The 19,261-nt window shown below is 41.1% G+C and carries 14 protein-coding genes and 2 pseudogenes; 15 read left to right on the top strand and 1 reads right to left on the bottom strand.

Going from position 1 to position 19,261, the window contains the following annotated elements:
• The first annotated feature begins 40 nt into the window (after positions 1 to 40).
• From DW959_RS09855 to DW959_RS09800, 12 genes and pseudogenes are all read left to right on the top strand, one after another.
• Positions 41 to 862: a zinc ribbon domain-containing protein gene (locus tag DW959_RS09855; RefSeq protein WP_226801033.1), complete on the top strand. Its 822-nt coding sequence runs from the start codon at positions 41 to 43 to the stop codon at positions 860 to 862.
• Positions 863 to 864: 2 nt separating this feature from the next.
• Positions 865 to 1,683 (top strand): enhanced serine sensitivity protein SseB, encoded by an 819-nt coding sequence (locus DW959_RS09850; RefSeq protein ID WP_118616014.1) that lies wholly within the window; start codon positions 865 to 867, stop codon positions 1,681 to 1,683.
• Positions 1,676 to 2,152 (top strand): small multi-drug export protein, encoded by a 477-nt coding sequence (locus DW959_RS09845; RefSeq protein WP_117808720.1) that lies wholly within the window; start codon positions 1,676 to 1,678, stop codon positions 2,150 to 2,152. The genes DW959_RS09850 and DW959_RS09845 overlap by 8 nt, the downstream gene beginning before the upstream one ends.
• Before the next feature lie 89 nt (positions 2,153 to 2,241).
• Complete coding sequence (locus DW959_RS09840; RefSeq protein WP_021943590.1) at positions 2,242 to 2,472, top strand: hypothetical protein; 231 nt, start codon at positions 2,242 to 2,244, stop codon at positions 2,470 to 2,472.
• A 176-nt stretch (positions 2,473 to 2,648) separates the two neighbouring features.
• Positions 2,649 to 2,798: a 50S ribosomal protein L33 gene (rpmG, locus tag DW959_RS09835; RefSeq protein WP_008401093.1), complete on the top strand. Its 150-nt coding sequence runs from the start codon at positions 2,649 to 2,651 to the stop codon at positions 2,796 to 2,798.
• Between the two features lie 29 nt (positions 2,799 to 2,827).
• Positions 2,828 to 3,031 (top strand): preprotein translocase subunit SecE, encoded by a 204-nt coding sequence (gene secE, locus DW959_RS09830; protein WP_117808719.1) that lies wholly within the window; start codon positions 2,828 to 2,830, stop codon positions 3,029 to 3,031.
• A 22-nt stretch (positions 3,032 to 3,053) separates the two neighbouring features.
• The gene (gene nusG, locus DW959_RS09825) at positions 3,054 to 3,578 is read left to right on the top strand and encodes a transcription termination/antitermination protein NusG (protein ID WP_008401095.1); all 525 of its coding nucleotides are present in this window, start codon (positions 3,054 to 3,056) and stop codon (positions 3,576 to 3,578) included.
• A 57-nt stretch (positions 3,579 to 3,635) separates the two neighbouring features.
• Positions 3,636 to 4,061, top strand: coding sequence for a 50S ribosomal protein L11 (gene rplK, locus DW959_RS09820; protein WP_117808718.1), 426 nt, complete (start codon positions 3,636 to 3,638; stop codon positions 4,059 to 4,061).
• A gap of 59 nt (positions 4,062 to 4,120) precedes the next feature.
• Positions 4,121 to 4,812 (top strand): annotated as a pseudogene (gene rplA / locus DW959_RS09815) (50S ribosomal protein L1).
• A gap of 216 nt (positions 4,813 to 5,028) precedes the next feature.
• Complete coding sequence (locus DW959_RS09810) at positions 5,029 to 6,354, top strand: phenylacetate--CoA ligase (protein ID WP_118616012.1); 1,326 nt, start codon at positions 5,029 to 5,031, stop codon at positions 6,352 to 6,354.
• A gap of 475 nt (positions 6,355 to 6,829) precedes the next feature.
• Complete coding sequence (locus DW959_RS09805) at positions 6,830 to 8,623, top strand: glycerophosphodiester phosphodiesterase family protein (RefSeq protein ID WP_117808717.1); 1,794 nt, start codon at positions 6,830 to 6,832, stop codon at positions 8,621 to 8,623.
• Between the two features lie 100 nt (positions 8,624 to 8,723).
• A complete protein-coding gene (locus DW959_RS09800; RefSeq protein ID WP_117808716.1) occupies positions 8,724 to 9,755 on the top strand; it encodes a branched-chain amino acid aminotransferase in 1,032 nt (343 codons plus the stop codon).
• A 74-nt stretch (positions 9,756 to 9,829) separates the two neighbouring features.
• On the opposite strand, the gene DW959_RS09795 is transcribed toward DW959_RS09800, so the two are convergent.
• Positions 9,830 to 10,084: a helix-turn-helix transcriptional regulator gene (locus tag DW959_RS09795; protein WP_118616010.1), complete on the bottom strand. Its 255-nt coding sequence runs from the start codon at positions 10,082 to 10,084 to the stop codon at positions 9,830 to 9,832.
• Between the two features lie 420 nt (positions 10,085 to 10,504).
• Between DW959_RS09795 and DW959_RS09790 the strand changes: the two genes are divergently transcribed.
• The 3 genes and pseudogenes from DW959_RS09790 (at position 10,505) to DW959_RS09780 (ending at position 19,195) form a co-directional block, all read left to right on the top strand.
• The gene (locus DW959_RS09790; protein ID WP_118616008.1) at positions 10,505 to 15,001 is read left to right on the top strand and encodes a chitobiase/beta-hexosaminidase C-terminal domain-containing protein; all 4,497 of its coding nucleotides are present in this window, start codon (positions 10,505 to 10,507) and stop codon (positions 14,999 to 15,001) included.
• A gap of 157 nt (positions 15,002 to 15,158) precedes the next feature.
• Positions 15,159 to 17,318, top strand: a pseudogene (locus tag DW959_RS09785) (ABC transporter ATP-binding protein); the annotation flags it as partial.
• A gap of 38 nt (positions 17,319 to 17,356) precedes the next feature.
• Positions 17,357 to 19,195 (top strand): ABC transporter ATP-binding protein, encoded by a 1,839-nt coding sequence (locus tag DW959_RS09780; protein WP_117808713.1) that lies wholly within the window; start codon positions 17,357 to 17,359, stop codon positions 19,193 to 19,195.
• The last annotated feature ends 66 nt before the right edge of the window (positions 19,196 to 19,261 follow it).

The following is a 19,261-nucleotide window of genomic DNA, read 5'->3' as shown; positions in this document are numbered from 1 at the left end:
AAATAGCAAAGGAAATATCCTGCTGTGGATGGAGGAAGAAATGAAGTTAAGAATTGCCAAGGGTTGTATTGTAATTATGCCCATGATCGGTACTCTGGGACTGTTTATATTTACATTTGTTGGAAAGATCATATACGGATGGGGACTGTTTGTTATCATGCTGCTGTTGTCTGGTATTATCAATCAGATGTTTTTCCGTTGCCCGCACTGTGGGAAGTCAATTCCTGCAAATGCGACACTGAATCAGAAATACTGTCCGTTGTGTGGAGCTGACCTTGGTCTTATTGATTCACCGTTCAGTTATTATTCGAAATGCAAAAAAAATAAGAATGGACAGTATCAGGCATACACTACAGTTGGGTATCTGGCATTTATTGTTGGTACAGCTATCGTATTATTTATTGTTGTAGCACTTCTGGGATTTGACAGTGTATTCAAGGGAACCGGAAGGATTTTGCTTCTGGCAGCAATTGCTCTGGGATTATTGATCGGTATGATGTGCAGATGCATTGTTGGATCAGCGGCAAAGCTGGATAAGGAATATCTGTATTGCTGCAAGATACCGGGAAGGTGGAAGCGTTATGCAATTGCAGATATCAGAGAGCAGGCGAATGAGCATAAACCATTTTATCATGTGGTAAGAGGGTATGTAATGATGACATCGCAGGGAGTTGTTGCAATTCCGGTAGCAACCTATAAAGGAGGAAGAGAATTCCTTAAGAAGCTGACAGAGTATATTGGGGAACCAATGGTCGATGTTATGCCGGAGATGGTAGCATCCAAGCGAAGCGAAGAAAGTAAGAAAGCAGAAGCTGCATATAAAGAATATAAGGATAGTTTAAAGGAGAAAGGTGCAAAATAAGCATGGAAAATGGCAATAAGATAAAGAATGAAGCGTTGTTAGAGGCGATTGAAATATTTAAAGCAGAGAACAATCAGCAGAATCTGAAGAATTTCATCGAGAAGCTGTTACAGGCGAGATTTATCCTGCCTGCAACATTGGATCCAAAACCGGTAAAAGATGATCAGGGAAGGATCATGGGAGATGGAAAATTCAGAGTAAATTTCCGTGTTATCACAGATAATACAGGAAAGAACTTCTTCCCATGTTTTACAAATGACGAAGAATTTGAGCATGCGATCAAGGAAGTAGAAGTTGAGAAGATGGCACTTACTTATAAAGAGGTTGCCCCACTGGTTCTGAATTCCAATGGTCAGATCCAGGGAATCGTGATCGATCCCTACACAGTTGGTATGCAGGTTCCGGATGCACTTATAAAGACAGTGGATGAAAGCAGAAAGAGTGTGCTTGAGGAGCATAAGAATACGAATATCAAGAAGCATACAATTCCGGCAAATACAAAGATCCGTTTAAGAAGTCCGAAATATATGCCGGTTGATATGTTGGATGAAGCAAAGAAATTCCTGACTGAACGTCCAAATGTAAAGGCAGCTTATATCCAGATGATGGAAAAAGAAAATTCAGATGAAGAGTATCTGATCACAATTGATTTTGAAGGTGATGAAGAAGATTTATTTGATTCCCTTCTTCCAAAGATAAAACCGCTTGCGTTTGGTATTCCAATCGCACTTACAGGAACAGATAACGGACTTGGAAAAAAGGTTACAGAGAATACAGAGCCATTCTATAAAAAAGAAATTGTAGGAGATAATAATGTTTAAAAAATATCTGATCATGTTTCTGATATCTATGGTTCCAATCGTGGAACTGCGAGGTGCGATTCCATATGCAGCGGTATTCGGAATACCGACATTTCGTGCACTGATCATCTGTATGATCGGCAACATGCTTCCGGTTCCGGTGATCTACTGGTTCGCCAGACGGGTTCTGATGTGGGGGAAAGATAAGAAATATATAGGGAAATTTTTTACATGGTGTATTCAGAAGGGCGAAAAAGGCGGACAGAAGCTGCTTGAGAAAACAGGCGGCGGAGTCTATATCGCATTGATGTTGTTTGTCGGGGTTCCACTTCCGGGTACAGGAGCCTGGACGGGTACTCTGGCAGCCAGCTTCTTAGATCTTGACTGGAAGAAGAGTGCACTTGCCGTTATGGGTGGTGTTGTACTTGCAGGACTGATCGTGGGAGTTGTAAGCTACGGACTGCTTGGCGCGATTGCAGCATTATTCTGATATCATAAATATGGAATAATATTTTAATAAGAGATATGTCTGCAGGACGAGAGAAGCTGCAAAACTTGCAGGCGTATAAGGAGATAGATATGGTAAATCCGGCATCAATTTTTAAGATAAAATCCGCATGGGAGAAATTTGCATCCAATCATCCGAAGTTTCCGATGTTTTTACAGGCTGCGATGGCAAGCGGGATCAAAGAAGACTATATTATAGAAGTAAAGATCACGGATCCGGAGGGAAAGCAGATCTGTACAAATGTAAAACTGACAGAATCGGATATGGAATTATTCCATACCTTAAAGGATCTGAAGGGGTAAATACAGACAATCCAATAAATGCGGCATATTTCTTTATAAAATTAAAAAATAGAGAATATGTCTAAAAACAGAAAAAGATTTCTTGACTTGCACTGTATACTTGTGTTATTGTTAAACGTGCGATGAAAGAGGTCTTTTTTTTTATGCCTTAAAATAAGTAATGGAGGTAGATGGAAGTGCGCGTTAAAATAACATTGGCATGTCAGGATTGTAAACAGCGTAATTACAATATGACAAAGGATAAGAAAACGCATCCAGACAGAATGGAAACAAAGAAGTACTGCAGATTCTGCAAGAAGCATACAGTACACAAGGAAACAAAATAGTTCCGGACCAGTGAAGGAGGATTGGTTTAATGGCAAAAAGTGAAGAAAAATCAACAGCTCTCAAGAAAAGCTGGACCCAGGAACTAAAGGGTGAATTCAAGAAAATCACATGGCTTGACAGAACAACCCTGCTTAAGCAGTCAGCCGTAGTAATCGTTTCAACAGTAATCCTCGGAGCTATTATTGCAGTTGTTGACTGGCTTATACAAATAGGCTTGAATTTCATAATATAATGAGTAAAGGTTGGTGAATTATATGGCAGATGCAGAAAGCGCAAAATGGTATGTAGTCCATACCTACTCAGGTTATGAAAATAAGGTTAAAGCTGATATTGAGAAAACAATTGAAAACAGAAAATTACAGGACCAGATATTAGAAGTATCTGTACCCGTAGAAGAATCCATTGAGGTTAAGAACGGTGTACAGAAAGCTGTTACCAGAAAACTGTTCCCTGGCTATGTTCTGCTCAATATGATTATGAACGATGCCACATGGTATGTAGTCCGTAATACAAGAGGTGTTACAGGATTCGTAGGACCAGGATCAAAACCGGTTCCGTTATCAGATGATGAGATGAAGTACCTTGGAATCAACAAGGAGACAATCGTGATCGATGCGGAAGTAGGCGATATGGTTGAGGTTACAGCAGGTGCCTGGGAAGGTACCGTGGGTAGTATTAAGGCAATTAACCCAAGTAAACAGACCATTACCATCGATGTAGAAATATTTGGCCGTGCAACATCTGTAGAGATTGCATTCGCTGATATCAAGAAATTGTAAGAGTGAGTGGAAGGGTATCCCCCGTTATTACCACAATATTTTTGGAGGTGCGCTAAGATGGCGAAGAAAGTAGAAGGATATATCAAATTACAGATCCCTGCAGGAAAGGCAACACCTGCACCACCTGTTGGACCGGCTCTTGGTCAGCATGGTGTTAATATCGTTGCATTTACAAAAGAATTCAATGCTAGAACTGCTAACGAAGGAGATATGATCATTCCTGTTGTTATTACAGTTTATCAGGATAAGAGCTTTAGCTTTATCACTAAGACTCCTCCTGCAGCACTTCTGATCAAGAAGGCTTGTAATATCAAATCCGGTTCAGCTAACTCAAAGAAGACAAAGGTTGCAACTATCTCAAAGGCTAAGGTTCAGGAAATTGCCGAACTTAAGATGAAAGATTTAAATGCTGCAAGCCTTGAAGCTGCTATGAGCATGATCGCCGGAACAGCTCGTTCAATGGGCGTTACAGTTGAAGAGTAATTAAGAATAAAAACATTTTGGTGGGAGGTCGCTCCCGATAAGACCACAGGAGGTTTATAATGAAGAAGAGTAAGAAATATATAGATGCAAGCAAGCTCTATGACAAAACAGCCGTTTACGAGTTTGAAGAGGCAGTTGCTTTGGTAAAGAAAATGGCTACAGCTAAATTTGACGAGACAATCGAAGCTCACTTAAGACTGGGTGTTGATGGACGTCACGCAGATCAGCAGGTACGTGGTGCTGTTGTATTACCTCATGGAACAGGTAAAACAGTTAAGGTTCTCGTATTTGCTAAGGGAGATAAGGTAGACGAAGCTCTTGCTGCAGGTGCTGATTATGCAGGTGGTGAGGAGTTAGTTCCAAAGATCCAGAAAGACGGATGGTTAGATTTCGATGTTGTTGTAGCTACACCTGATATGATGGGTGTTGTTGGACGTCTTGGTCGTGTACTTGGACCTAAGGCTTAATGCCAAACCCTAAGGCTGGTACAGTTACAATGGACGTAACAAAAGCAGTTAATGATATCAAAGCTGGTAAGATAGAGTACAGACTTGATAAAGCCAATATTATCCATGTGCCAGTGGGAAAAGCTTCCTTTACAGAGGAACAGTTAGACGAAAACTTCCAGACCTTAATGGATGCTATTGTAAAAGCAAAGCCATCAGCTGCTAAGGGACAGTACCTTAAGAGCGTTGTAATTGCTTCAACAATGGGTCCTGGTGTTAAGATTAACACAACAAGATTTGCGTAAATCTTATATACCAATATATTGACAGAACGACCATCATGCAGGACGCGCCTGTGTGGTGGTCGTTTTGTGCTATATGGAAAATCTTTAAGGGAAGGTAAAAACTTCCTTGACATATACAGGCTGCTCAGCTAAAATTTTTATGGATGAACGCTTTAGTGTGGAAAAACATAAAAGCGAAAAAGCAAAGCCAAGATCAGACATGGAGGATAGTCACATATGAGACAGAAGAAGATTCATTACATCTATAACGATGCAATGGAATGTATGGATTTTGATGAAAGAAAAAAGCTTCAGGGAGAGAGACTGAGAGCTACCGTAGAGTTGGAATATAATAATGTTCCTGCTTACAGAAAGAGAATGGATGAAGCCGGAGTAAAACCGGAAGATATTAATGGAATTGAAGATATCGTAAAGCTTCCATTTATGCAGAAAACCGATTTGAGAGATAATTTCCCATATGGACTATTTGCTGCAGATCTTAAAGATATTGTACGTATTCAGGGTTCTTCAGGAACAACCGGAAAGCCGATCGTATCAGGATATACGGAAAATGATATTGAGGTATGGACAGAGATGGTTGCCAGAGCACTGACTGCTGCAGGCGGTACAAAGGATGATATCATTCAGATTGCTTATGGTTATGGTTTGTTTACCGGAGGACTGGGGGCACATCAGGGTGCAACAGAGATTGGGGCTACAGTAATTCCAATGTCATCCGGTAATACACAGAGACAGATCATAATGATGAAAGAGCTTGGTGCTACGATGCTCTGTTGTACACCGTCTTATGCAACATATCTGGCAGAGACCATCCGTGAAATGGGAATCAAGCCGGAAGAATTAAAGTTGAAATCCGGCTACTTTGGTGCAGAGCCATGGACGGAAGAAATGAGACAGCATCTGGAAGATCTGCTTGATTTTGATGCACTCGATATCTATGGACTTACGGAGATTGGTGGTCCCGGTGTTGCATTTGAATGCATGGAAAAGCATGGTATGCATATCAATGAAGATCATGTGCTTGCAGAGATCATCGATCCGGTAACAGAAGAACCGCTTCCGGATGATACACCGGGTGAACTGGTATTTACTACACTGACCAAGACAGGTGCGCCTATGATCCGTTACAGAACGCATGATATCTGTACTTTACATCACGGAACATGTGCTTGTGGAAGAACAACAGTTAAGATGAGCCGTATCACAGGACGTACCGATGATATGCTTGTTGTTCGTGGCGTCAATGTATTCCCAAGTCAGATTGAAGCTGTACTGATGGGTGTGAAAGAAGCATCTGCACATTATATGCTGGTAGTTGATCGTGTGAATTCACAGGATAAGCTTACTGTTCAGGTGGAATTAAAGGATGATGTTGATATAAACGATGCGGATAAGCTTGAGAAGCTGGCTGCATATATCAAGACACAGATCAAGCAGACTCTGCTGATCAGTGCCAAGGTAGAACTGCTTCCGCCGAAGTCTATTGCTCGTTCCGAGGGCAAGGCAAAGCGTATTACCGATAACCGAAACACCGGCTTCTAAACGAATGTGGCGGCATCCACGATAAATTTTATATCTTGAATATTATTTACACTATAAATGACTCGCGGGGATTTCTATTCGTTGCACATGTCGGATTCGTAAATACTCCTGTGCCAACTCGCCTTTGGCTCAGACAGGCACCCGTATTTACTGACAATGTGCAATTCATAACGAAATCCTTGCGAATGTCATGTTATAGCGCAAATAATATCCTGAGATATTAAAATTTATTGTGGGTGCCTTTTTGTATAGTGCGTTACGGTAAGTACGATTAATTGTGTAGAACATTTCCCCGGTTTTTATATATCGCCAGAAGCCGGATGTGTTCGGTTGTCAGATTATTGTGACAGAGAGTGCTTGCAGATAGCTTCGGTTGTGCCTATAATATAGACTATGAGATGAAACAGGCAATTGCAGAAAGCATAGAATATTCTGCAATGCCTGTTTTGAACAGACAACCAGGAGGCAGACAGATATGAAAGCGGAATATATGCTCCGGATCAGATATTTTCTGGCACATAATAAAATAAGGGTGGTACTATGTCAGCTTGCTTTTCTACTGGTTTCGTCGTTTATTCTGGTTCCGGTTGTATTTCGTGGATTCTATCTGGCGATCAAATTGTCCGGATACAGTTCGATCACGAAAGAGAACTTTCTGGATGTCCTGATTAAGCCGGGATCTATTATTTATATATTGCTTCTTATTGTGCTGCTCATGGTGTTCATGTTGTTGAACCTTACGATGTATATTGTATTGTTTGATGCATCACTCCGGCACAGCAGACATGGCTTGATTGAATATCTGGTACAGGTCGAGAAGCATTTCTTCCGTTTCTTTGGAAAAAGGAAAATTGTGCGTATTTTCTACATGCTTCCATTTGCGTTTGCAGTATACATGCCACCGTTTCTGATGGCGTTAAATAATAATACGGTCACAAAATACCTGTTGAAATTGTGTATTCGGGGAACCGGAAAGAAAGCATTTTGGATCGGATTTGCAGTGATCTATCTGATATGTATCTGGGTTATGTCCGTAAAGATTCCATATATCCGGTTGCTGATCCTTGGAAATGTCGATGCATCGAAAGCAAAAGAGCAGACCCGGCTGACACGACGGGAAAGATTTCATCATTTTATGTTCCAGATGTTATGGGAATTGTTTATTGCTTTATTCTGTGCGGTACTATATGCAGTATTTATTCTGGTAAGTGTTCTTGTTATCAAGGCAAAATCTGATGGCGACAATGTTCTGATACTGTTTTATGAAGTGTATAATCGTATAAACATCGTTGTCGGAGGGCTGCTGCTTTTTATCTGTGGTATGTTCAACATTTCTGCAGCATTACAGCTCGCACGACCAAAGATGCTTATGTATTATGTAGATAATGCTGATCTTAACAAGCAGACCCATTATGTACTGGTCAGTATGGTTGCTGTTGCCTGTGTGCTGGCAATATATTTGAATATCAGATTTTTGTCTGCAGGTACGACACCGACATACGCTTCCCTTGGGGCAACGTTGATTACTGCACACAGAGGTTCCAGCAGTGAAGCTCCGGAGAATACGATCCCTGCATTTGAAAAGGCAATCGAAGAAGGAGCAGATTATGTGGAGATGGATGTACGACTGACTTCAGATGGGGTACTTGTGCTGATGCATGACCCATCGACTAAGCGGACGACAGGCGTTGATAAGCTGGTATGTGATACTACTTATGAGGAGCTGCAGCAATTGGATGCCGGAGCAGAATTTTCGGATGAATATGCCGGAACAAAGATTCCAACCTTACAGGAAGCAATCGATACCTGTAAAGGCAAGGTCATGATGAACATAGAATTGAAAACGGTTCGGAACGACGGGGAACTGGAAGCAAAGGTTGCGCAGATGCTCAAAGAGAATAACATGGAAGAGCAATGTATTGTCACATCCTTTAAGCAGCGGTCTCTTGTACGGATCAAGAAAGATGATCCGGATATCGTGACGGGCTATATATACAGCTTCGGATACAGCAACCGGACAAATTATGAAGCAATGGATGTGTTAAGCATTGATGCCAGATACCTGACCAGGCAGGTGGTAACCGGAGCACATAAAAAAGGTATTATGGTCTGCGCATGGACGGTAAATACCAGCAGCGAGATGCGTCGTATGATGGCAATTGGCGTGGATAATATCATCACGGATCGCGTGCCGCTTGCAAAGAGAACCTTAAAGCATAAGGACAGTAATGCCGTATCAGATATGGTAAAATATATATTTGAGCAGTAAAAAAATTATCAATACTATGGAAATTGAGAAAAGAATGTGCTATAACAGAAACTATGAATATTATTTTTTTGCGAAATAGAAACTGAAAGGATGAATAGTTATGGAGAAGAAAAATATTGACTGGTCAAGTATCGGTTTTGGTTATATCAAAACGGATAAAAGATATGTATCAAATTATAAGAATGGTGCATGGGATGAAGGAACATTAACAGATGATGCAAACATTGTATTAAGTGAGTGTGCAGGTGTTCTTCAGTATGCCCAGACAGTATTTGAAGGATTAAAGGCATATACAACAGAAGATGGCAGAATCGTATGTTTCCGTCCTGATCTGAACGCAAGCAGAATGGCAGATTCAGCAAAGAGACTTGAGATGCCTGCATTCCCGGAAGATAGATTTGTAAAGGCAGTAGAAGAGACAGTAAGAGCAAATGCTGCTTATGTTCCACCTTATGGTTCAGGTGCAACTCTTTACATCAGACCATATATGTTTGGTTCAAATCCTGTAATCGGTGTTAAGCCGGCAGATGAGTATCAGTTCAGAATGTTCTGTACACCAGTAGGTCCTTACTTTAAGGGCGGTGCAAAGCCAATTACGATCAAGGTTTCAGATTTTGACCGTGCAGCACCTCATGGAACGGGTCATATCAAGGCTGGTTTGAACTATGCAATGAGCCTTCATGCAATTGTTACAGCTCATCAGGAAGGTTATGATGAGAACATGTACTTAGATGCAGCAACCAGAACAAAGGTAGAAGAGACAGGTGGAGCAAACTTCATCTTCGTAACAAAGGATGGAACAGTTGTAACCCCTAAGTCAAACAGTATCCTTCCATCAATCACAAGACGTTCACTTATGGTAGTTGCTGAGAAGTACCTCGGACTGAAAGTAGAGCACAGAGAAGTATACTTCGATGAGGTAAAAGATTTTGCAGAGTGTGGTCTGTGTGGTACAGCAGCCGTTATCTCACCGGTAGGTAAGATTGTTGATCATGGCAAAGAAATCTGCTTCCCAAGTGGAATGGAGAAGATGGGACCGGTTATCCAGAAGCTCTATGATACATTAACAGGTATCCAGATGGGCAGAATCGAAGCTCCGGAAGGATGGATCAAAGAGATCAAAGTAGACTAATTATTAAAATAGTTTCTATAAAGAAAAAAGATATGGCGTAAATTTCTCTGGTGGGATTTGCGTCATATCTTTTTTTAGGCATTTCCATGAAAATCCAGAAGCTTACGAACATCTATTTCAAGCGCATCTGCAATATTAAACAGCAGATCCAGCGAAATGGATCGGACGATGTTGGGGGCTTCGACGGCTCCCAGATGTTGTCTTGAAATGTCTAGTTTTTCTGCAAGCTGTTCCTGAGTATATCCCTTATGCTTGCGATAATACGAAATATTATACCCCAATTCTATATATCGCTTATTATTATGAGTCACTTCAGCGTGTTTGCTCATATAATCACCTCAACTATGTATTTTATGTAAATTTTTATAAAATATAAATTAGACGTAATATTACATATGATATTAGTTATACGATATATGTCATTTGAAAATATTCGGTTTCCGTTTTCAGATTAATTATTAAGCTGGATAAAGACGGAAATTTACATAAATATTAAGTTTGTAATTAGCTATATGGTACAAAAATGCCCTTAAAAACAATAAAATGCGTATGTTTTATATACATTTATACGAAAATGACCTGAAAATTGCTTTTAATCTTGATATTTAATATACGACAATATATACTTCTATATTGTGAAATGTCACAAAATAAATAACAAAGAAAAAGGATGCCATAAGGGATGGTATCCGGAAAATGAACTGTAAAAAAAGGAATGAACAGTTCAGAATGAAGAATGGAGGTAAACTATGAAAAAGGATTTTTTCAAACGTGGAACAGCATTGGCGCTAAGTGCGGCAATGGCGATTAGTTTATTGCCGGTCATAAGCCCACTTTCAAAAGTTGACGCTGCGACAACTGAAACCGGAAAAACGATTTTAGGTATCGGCGTTTCAGGAATTGGGAATCCATATGGATCTCATAATGGTGACAAGTTGAGTACAACAGCTTCCTGGAAGGGAAGTTATGTGTACTATGGTAAGTATGATGGGGAACCGATCAAGTATCGTGTATTAGATACAGAAAGCCGGTATTCATTTTCTACTGGTGCTTCCAGTATGCTGCTTCAGACAGATAAAGTGGTCGGACCGCAGGTATACTCCTATACTTTTGCAGGTAAGACGACATCTACAGAGCAGTATTCCTATGCTGACAGTTCATTAGTTAAATGGATGAATGAAACCGGTTATAAAAAAATGACCTGTTCCATTACAAATAAAGAGATGCCTTATTTTTTAAATGAATTTTCTTCAGTTGAATTGAATGGAATCCTGGCAAGTACAAAAGCATCAAAAAACAGCAGTGATGGCGGCTTAAATTTTGCTGCAGGCGGTTCTGAATATATATATACACCGTTAAATAAGGACAAGGTGTTTGCGCTTGATGCTTCCGAATACAGAAATACACATTATGGATATCCTGATACAGCGAACAAGGCAAAGCAGAGAGAACAGAATGTGAATAAAACACTGTATGGATATTTTATAAGATCTACTGCTAAGAATTCCGGACGCTCAGGTGCAATGGGTGTTCAGGTAAAAGATGGTGTTGAACTTTGCTTCCAGGGACCACTGGCATCTACACCGGCGTTTAACTTGAATAAAAATAATGTATTATTTACATCACTGGTATCCGGTACAGCCGGTCAATATGGAGCAGCATATAAGTTTACAATACTGGATCCGTCAATGGAGCTTTCTGTAGGAGGTTCTGTTGATCGAACCGGTAATGTTGTAACAGTGCCATATTCCGTGGCAGGAGAAGCGGGAAATCAGATATCATATCTGGTAACAGACAAAGCATATAATGCATCAGGTGTAAAAGTGCTTGCATATGGAAAAGCAGCAACAGCATCTATGGCAGGAGATGTAAGATTAAATCTTGCATCTATAGCAGCGAAGATTGGAAATAGCTGTACCGTTGATCGTTTAGTAAACAATTATAAAATTTATCTGGTTGTTGAAACAATAAGAAAGGATATAGCATCGACATCTGATATTGATGAGAGCCTGTTTACAGATTATGCAAGTAAGCCTGTTCAGGTATCTATTCCAAAAGCGGAAAATGAACCAGATGTAGATCCAGACGGTCCGATCATTGATCCGGATCCAAAGCCAGATCCAACAGAAAAATGGAAAGGAAATTATGTCTGGTTTGGTTCTTATAAGGGCGAACCATTAAAGTTCCGTGTACTTGATACAGATTCCGGAGCAGATTTTAATACTGGCAACAGTTATCTGCTTGAATATGATTCAACCATTAACCACAAATATAATAGTGAAGATACAAATAATAATGTATTTAAGAATGAATGGATGAATGATGACAGTACCGGTTTCCTGGAGACATTTACATCGGTAGAAAAGAGCACAATTGCATCCAGTACAAAGACAGGCGTATCTGCAACAGATGGTGCAGGACTTGCCGGTAAATTATCAGATAAAACACAGTTGAAGGATACCAAGGTTTTTGCATTGAGTGTGGGAGAGGCTACGAATACCAGCTATGGATATCCGGATACGATCCAGGCTTCTATGCAGAGAGTAAAGGGAACCGGTTATAATTTAAGAAGTACTTATACTCCGCCTAATTATCATATAGTGGGAAGTTATGTTACATCAGATGGACAATTGGACAATGTATACGATTTTCAATGTAGAACATCACCGGCTATGAACATCAACAAGGATGCAGTTCTGTTTACGAATCTTGTAGCAGGCAAGGCTGGAACTTATGGTGCAGAATATAAGCTGACACTTTTAGATGATGGAATGACAACAGCAGTTACAGAGACTCCTTCCATGTCCGGTAATGTGGTTACAATTCCGTATAAGATCAGTGGAACCAATAAGAAGAGTGTAAATCAGCTTTCATATCTTGTAACAGATAAGAATTATAATGCAAAGAATGCAAATATCTTGGCATATGGAAAGCTGGAGGATGTAGCAGCAGCTACATTGTCAGGCACAACAAAACTTAATCTTGCAGCAGTTGTTAACAAGATTGGCAAGGCTGGAATAACAACAGAAAATATTTTTGACAAATATAAAGTTTATATTGTTGCAGAAAAAATCAATGTGGATGATCTTACAACGGTGGGTATTGATGAAGGTTTATACACAAATTATGCAAGTGAGCCGACATCTGTTTCAAAGCCTGTTAATACATCCGATGAAAATCTGAAACGTGTAGAAACACCGACCGTAACAGTGTCATCGGACAAGAAGACATTTACTCTTGCTACAAAGACAGCAGGTGCAACCATTTATTACACAACAGATGGAAGTGATCCAGGCAGCAAGAATGGAACCAAGTATACAGGAGCATTGTCAGTTAAGGATAATGTAGGAAAGAAGATTACCATGATCGCTGTAAAATCTGGAATGAAGGACAGCTATATTGCGTACTTCACAGTGAAGGAGCAGCTGGATCCACCAGTGATCGTAATCAAACAGGTTGATAAGCCAACTGCAAAACTGACAGATGATAAGAGTGCAGTAATCCTTTCTACAACTACAGAGGGTGCAGATATCTATTATACAACAGACGGAACAACTCCAAGCAAGACACACGGTAAGAAATATATAGGACCATTTTCTGTACTAGGAGCAGATGGTAAGCAGATTAAAACAGTAAAGGCGGTTGGTGTTAAGGCTAACATGAAAGACAGTGATGTTCGGGAATATGCGGTAGAATCATTGGAGCCTGGCAAACCATTTGGAGGGGATGAAGCTCAGGTTGGTAAGCCATCCGTTAAGGTTTCCGATGATGGCACATCACTGATCATCACAGCAGATCCGAAGGATGCAGATATTTACTATACAACAGATGGATCAACACCAAGCAAGAAGAACGGAACCAAATATACAGGGTCAATTCCTGCAACAGATAAGAATGGAAAGACGATTGATACGATTAAGGTTATTGGTGTAAAAGATAACATGAAGGACAGTGATATTGCAACTGTCAAGGTAGCAGATCTGAAGACCCAGAAGCCAACGATCGCAGCAAGCAGTGACAAAAAGACAATTACTGTTTCAGCAGTAAAGGGTGCAACGATCTACTACACAACAGATGGAAGCACACCAAGCAAGAAGAATGGCAAGAAGTATACAGGCCCGATTGATGCAGCTTCTGTTGCCGGTAAGACAATTAAGGCAATTGCATCTCTTCCGGGTAAGTTAAACAGTGATGTGGTATCAGCAGAAGTAAGCAAACTGATTCCGTCTACACCTGTAAATCCTGTTAAGGAACAAGTTGCAGCACCAACAGGAACACGTTCTAAGGATAACAATACATTTACCCTTGCAACAAAGACAGCAGGTGCAACGATCTACTATACAACAAATGGAAGTTACCCAACAACCAAGTATGGTACAAAGTATACAAAGCCACTTACAATTAAGAAGAATTCCACAACTACGATCACAGCGATCGCAGTTAAGAATGGTATGGAAGACAGTGATGCAGTACAGTTTGTTGTAATCCGTCTTTCAGATGGAAAAGTAACCGTTAGTAAAGAAGAAGTAACACAGCCGGGACCAAAGCCAGGTACAAAAGAAGCCGATAAGTGGATTTCAAGCGACAAGGTAGACAAGTATACCAAGGGACAGCTTACAGGCAGAGCTTCTGCTACAACAAGCAAGGTGACCTTACGTTGGGAACGTCTGAAAGAGGCTGATGGATACATCATCTACGGTAACTATTGCAATAAGAAGAATAAGATTTACAAATATAAGAAGATCAAGACTGTTTCTGCAAGTAAGTTAAAGGGTAAGAAGAACATTAGCTATACACTTACAAAGCTTGCAGGCGGTAAGAAGTTCAAGAAGAATACATTCTATAAATTTAAGGTTATTGCTTATAAGAATGTAAGAAATTCCAAGACTGGAAAGATAGAAAAGAGAATGATCGGCAAGTCCTTCCAGTTACATACAATAACTGCAACAAAGAAATACAAGTACAACAACCCGATCGGTGTTACTGTAAAGAACACAAAGGGTAAGACGGTTTCAAAGGTTACAGTTAAAAAGCGCAAATCCGTTTATCTTGATGCAACAGTCAAGATGGCTAAGAATAAGAAACTGAAAGTTCACTGTGAGAAGGTTCGTTGGATCTCAACAAATAGCAAGATCGCAACTGTTTCACAGGGAGGCAGAATCAAGGGTAAGAAGAAAGGTACATGTTATGTATATGCACTTGCTCAGAATGGTGCCCGTAAGAAACTGAAGATTACAGTAAAATAAAGCCCCAATATATTATGTATTAAATATACAAGGAGACTCGTCTGTCCAAGTTGGCAGACGGGTCTTTTTTCATTCATTTTTTATGGGAATTTAATTGACTTTTATATATGTAGTGATAGAATACCTCTACATGCGAAAATTATAGAGAGGTGAAAGTATGCAGATAATTAAGAATTTGAAGCCATATTGGAAATCGGTTCTGATCATTGTTCTGTTATTGATCGTTCAGGCATATTGTGATCTGGCATTGCCGGATTATACGTCGAAGCTGATCGATACCGGTATCCAGAATTACGGCATTGATCATTGTAGTCCGTTGCAGATCCCGGAAAAAGCGTATACCATTATTAAAGGGTTTATGGATGAAGATGATGTGACGGTGTGGGAAAAGTATTATGAGCAGTCGGATGATGGCATATACCATATGACAGATGACGGCAAGGATCATATAGATGAGATCGATCAGGCGTGTATGGAGCCGATGATGATGTATTATTATCCATATACGATGGTGGATTCGGATGAAGATAATCAGTTAAAGCAGATGCTTGCAGCAAGCGGTATGACATTGGACGAGCTGCCGCCTGAGATGTGGAGTCAGATGGGAACGCAGATGAAGCAGATGATCGATTCCATGCGTGACAGTATGGGGGATGATATGATGATGTCATCTGCCATTACCTGTACAAGAACCTGTTATGACAGTATGGATTATAATTATAAGGATATCCAGATGTCCTATCTGAAACGTGTCGGTGTAGAGATGATTCTTATGACATTGTTAATGGTTGCATCGGCGATACTTACCGGTCTGGTAGCCGCAAGAGTAGCTGCAGGTGTGGGCTGTGATCTGCGAGAAAGCATTTTCAAACGGGTTATTTCATTCTCGGATGCAGAGATCAACCGGTTCTCGACTGCATCCCTGATCACGCGTTCGACAAATGACGTTCAACAGATCCAGATGGTTACGGTTATGCTGCTCCGTATGGTTTTATATGCACCGGTTCTGGCAGTTGGCGGTATCATAAAGGTTGTAGAGAGCGGCGCCAGCATGGGATGGGTGATCGTAGTTGCGGTAGCAGGCATCCTGGTTGTTCTCGGAGTGTTAATGGCGATTGCACTTCCAAAGTTCAAGATCATGCAGGATCTGGTTGACCGTGTTAATCTTGTGTCCAGAGAGATCCTGACCGGTATTCCGGTTATCCGGGCATTTGGCAGAGAGAAGTTCGAAGAAGAACGTTTTGATAAGGCGAATAAGGATCTGACAAAGACATCATTATTTGTAAACCGTGTAATGACATTTATGATGCCGGTTCTGATGTTTATTATGTATGCGGTTACGATCCTGATCGAGTGGGTTGCGGCTCACAGAATCGATTCGGGTGAGCTTCAGGTTGGATCCATGACAGCGTTTATTACTTATACGATGATGATCATTATGTCCTTCTTAATGATCGGTATGTTATCCGTTATGCTTCCAAGGGCAGGCGTGGCAGCAGACCGAATCAAGGAAGTTATTGATACAGAGAGTACGATCTGTGACAAGCCGGATTGTAAGAAGTTAGAAGCTGTAAAGGGTGTTGTCCGTTACGAACATGTAAGCTTCGCATATCCGGGAGCGGATGAAGATGTTCTGACAGATCTTGATTTTGAAGCAAGACCGGGCGAGACGACAGCGATCATAGGAAGTACCGGCTGTGGTAAATCTTCCCTGGTGCAGCTTATGCCAAGATTCTATGATGTCACAGGTGGTAAGATCACGATCGACGGAACGGATATCCGGGATGTATCAATTGAGAGTCTTCGGGAGAATATCGGTTATGTGCCGCAGAAGGGTGTGCTGTTCTCCGGCACGATCGCATCTAATATCCGGTTTGGTGCAGAGGATGCAAGCGATGAACAGATGAAGAAAGCGGCAGCGATCGCACAGGCAACAGATTTCATCGAGGAAAAGGATAAACAGTATGACAGCAGCATTTCGCAGGGTGGTACAAATGTTTCCGGCGGTCAGAAGCAGAGACTGGCGATTGCCAGAGCAGTAGCCCGGAATGCAAAGATCTATATATTTGATGACAGCTTCTCCGCTCTTGATTTCAAGACGGATGTGGCAGTCAGAAAAGCACTTCGTGAAGACATGACAGACAGTACGGTATTTATCGTTGCCCAGCGTGTCAGCACGATCTTGCATGCAGACCAGATACTGGTACTGGATGAGGGAAAGATCGTAGGCAAGGGTACACACAAAGAACTGATGGAGAATTGTCCGGTATATGAACAGATCGCCCGTTCGCAGTTATCTGAAAAAGAGATTGCGGCGAGCATAGCGTAAGAACTCAGGAAAGGAAGGCAACAGACATGGAAGAAAACAGACCAAGACGTGGTGGACGACATATGGGACCTCCTGGAATGGGAGGCGGCGAGAAAGCAAAGGATTTTAAAGGAACCATATCGAAGCTGGTTCGTTATTCAAGAAAATATCTGCCGGCAGTGATCGTGGTCATGGTCATTGCGGTGTTCAGTACAGTATTCAATGTTGTCTGCCCGAAGGTACTTGGTAAGGCAACGACAGCGTTATCAGAAGGCATTATGCGGAAGATAAATGGAATCGGCGGAATCGATTTCACCTATATCGGTAAGATTCTCCTGTTCTGTCTGGGACTGTATCTGTTAAGTGTATTATTTAACTTTACACAGGGTATCATCATGACAGGTGTGACCCAGAAGTTATGTTATAAGATGCGTAAGGATGTATCTGAGAAGATCAACCGTATGCCACTTAAGTATTTTGAATCCAGAACCTATGGTGAGGTATTATCCCGTATTACAAATGATATTGATACGATGGGAAACGGATTAAATCAGAGTATCACACAGCTTATTACTTCGGTATCGACTGTTATCGGTGTATTTATCATGATGCTTACGATCAGCCCGCTTATGACGATGATCGCAATTATTATCCTGCCGATCAGTGTGGCATTAATGGGTATTATCATTAAGAAGTCACAGCGTTTCTTCAAACAGCAGCAGGAGTATGTCGGACATATCAATGGACAGGTTGAAGAAGTTTATGGCGGGCATACGGTAATCAAAGCATTTAACAAAGAGGAAACAACCTTAAAGGAATTCCATGAGACAAATGAAGTCTTATACAAATCCGCATGGAAAGCCCAGTTCTTTTCCGGTCTGATGCAGCCGGTTATGATGTTTGTCGGCAACCTCGGATATGTAGGCGTAGCTATTTCGGGTGCGGCGCTTGCCATTCGTGGCACGATCACGATCGGTGATATTCAGGCATTTATCCAGTATGTAAAGAATTTTACACAGCCGATCCAGCAGGTAGCACAGGTTACAAATATGATGCAGCAGATGGCAGCAGCGGCGGAACGTGTATTTGAACTGTTAGAGGAAGAAGAGGAGGTTCAGGTTGTTGAGCATCCTGCTTCTGTCGAGGATATAAAGGGTGAAGTAGATTTCCGTCATGTAAAGTTCGGATACGATCCTGAGAAGATCATTATTCATGATTTCAGTGTTCATGTTGACCCGGGCAAACAGGTAGCGATCGTTGGTCCGACCGGAGCAGGTAAGACCACTATGGTTAAGCTGCTGATGCGGTTCTATGATGTAAATGAAGGAGCCATCCTGTTAGATGGTCACAATGTTAAAGAATATAATCGAAGAGAGCTTCGTGATGCTCTCGGTATGGTTCTTCAGGAAACATGGCTGTTTAAGGGGACGATCATGGAGAATATTCGTTATGGAAGACTGGATGCGACGGATGAGGAAGTAATTGCGGCAGCAAAGGCAGCTCATGCACATCGATTTATCTCGGCACTTCCGGGTGGTTATCAGATGGAGTTAAATGAAGAAGTGACGAATATTTCACAGGGACAGAAACAGCTTCTTACGATTGCAAGAGCAATCCTTGCAAATAATCCGGTTCTGATCCTGGATGAAGCGACCTCTTCCGTTGATACCAGAACAGAACACAGCATTCAGCGTGCAATGGATAATCTGATGAAGGGCAGAACAAGCTTTGTTATTGCGCACCGATTATCAACGATCAAAAATGCAGATATCATCCTGGTCATGAAGGATGGCGATATCATTGAACAGGGTAACCATGAGGAACTGATGGCACAGAACGGATTTTATGCAGAGCTATATAATTCACAGTTTGAACAGGTATCTTAGTGCAGTATATAAGATATAAAAACAGAATATGAACAAGTACAGAACAGTCCTGTTTTTCTTTACAGG

The sequence above is a fragment of the Clostridium sp. AM46-21 genome (assembly GCF_003480025.1).
Lineage (GTDB): Bacteria > Bacillota > Clostridia > Lachnospirales > Lachnospiraceae > Coprococcus > Coprococcus ammoniilyticus.
The sequence above is the reverse complement of the archived record's forward strand: the minus strand, read 5'-3'. Positions and strand labels throughout refer to the sequence as shown.